1 protein-coding gene is annotated in these 237 nt (G+C 75.1%); it reads right to left on the bottom strand.

The genetic code is table 11. From position 1 onward, the window contains the following. On the bottom strand, positions 1-237 hold a 237-nt coding region (locus V9U70_RS00250; RefSeq protein ID WP_336672338.1), incomplete at both ends, for an AMP-binding protein.

The following is a 237-nucleotide window of genomic DNA, read 5'->3' as shown; positions in this document are numbered from 1 at the left end:
GTCGTGAAGCCGCCGAACCGCTCCCCGTACGCCTCCTGCGTCACCGCGAAGGCGGCGCCGGCCGTCTCCAGCATCGAGGCGATCCGCTCGGCCGGGTAGGACGGGTCGATCGGCACGTACGACGCGCCGGCCTTCCACACCCCGAGGAACGCCGCGAGGAGATTGGGCCCCCGGTCCAGCAGGACGCCGACCGGGGTGTGCGGGCGCACGCCCAGCGCGCGCAGGTGGTGCGCGAGC

The organism is Streptomyces pratensis (assembly GCF_037137275.1).
Lineage (GTDB): Bacteria > Actinomycetota > Actinomycetes > Streptomycetales > Streptomycetaceae > Streptomyces > Streptomyces pratensis_B.
The sequence above is the reverse complement of the archived record's forward strand: the minus strand, read 5'-3'. Positions and strand labels throughout refer to the sequence as shown.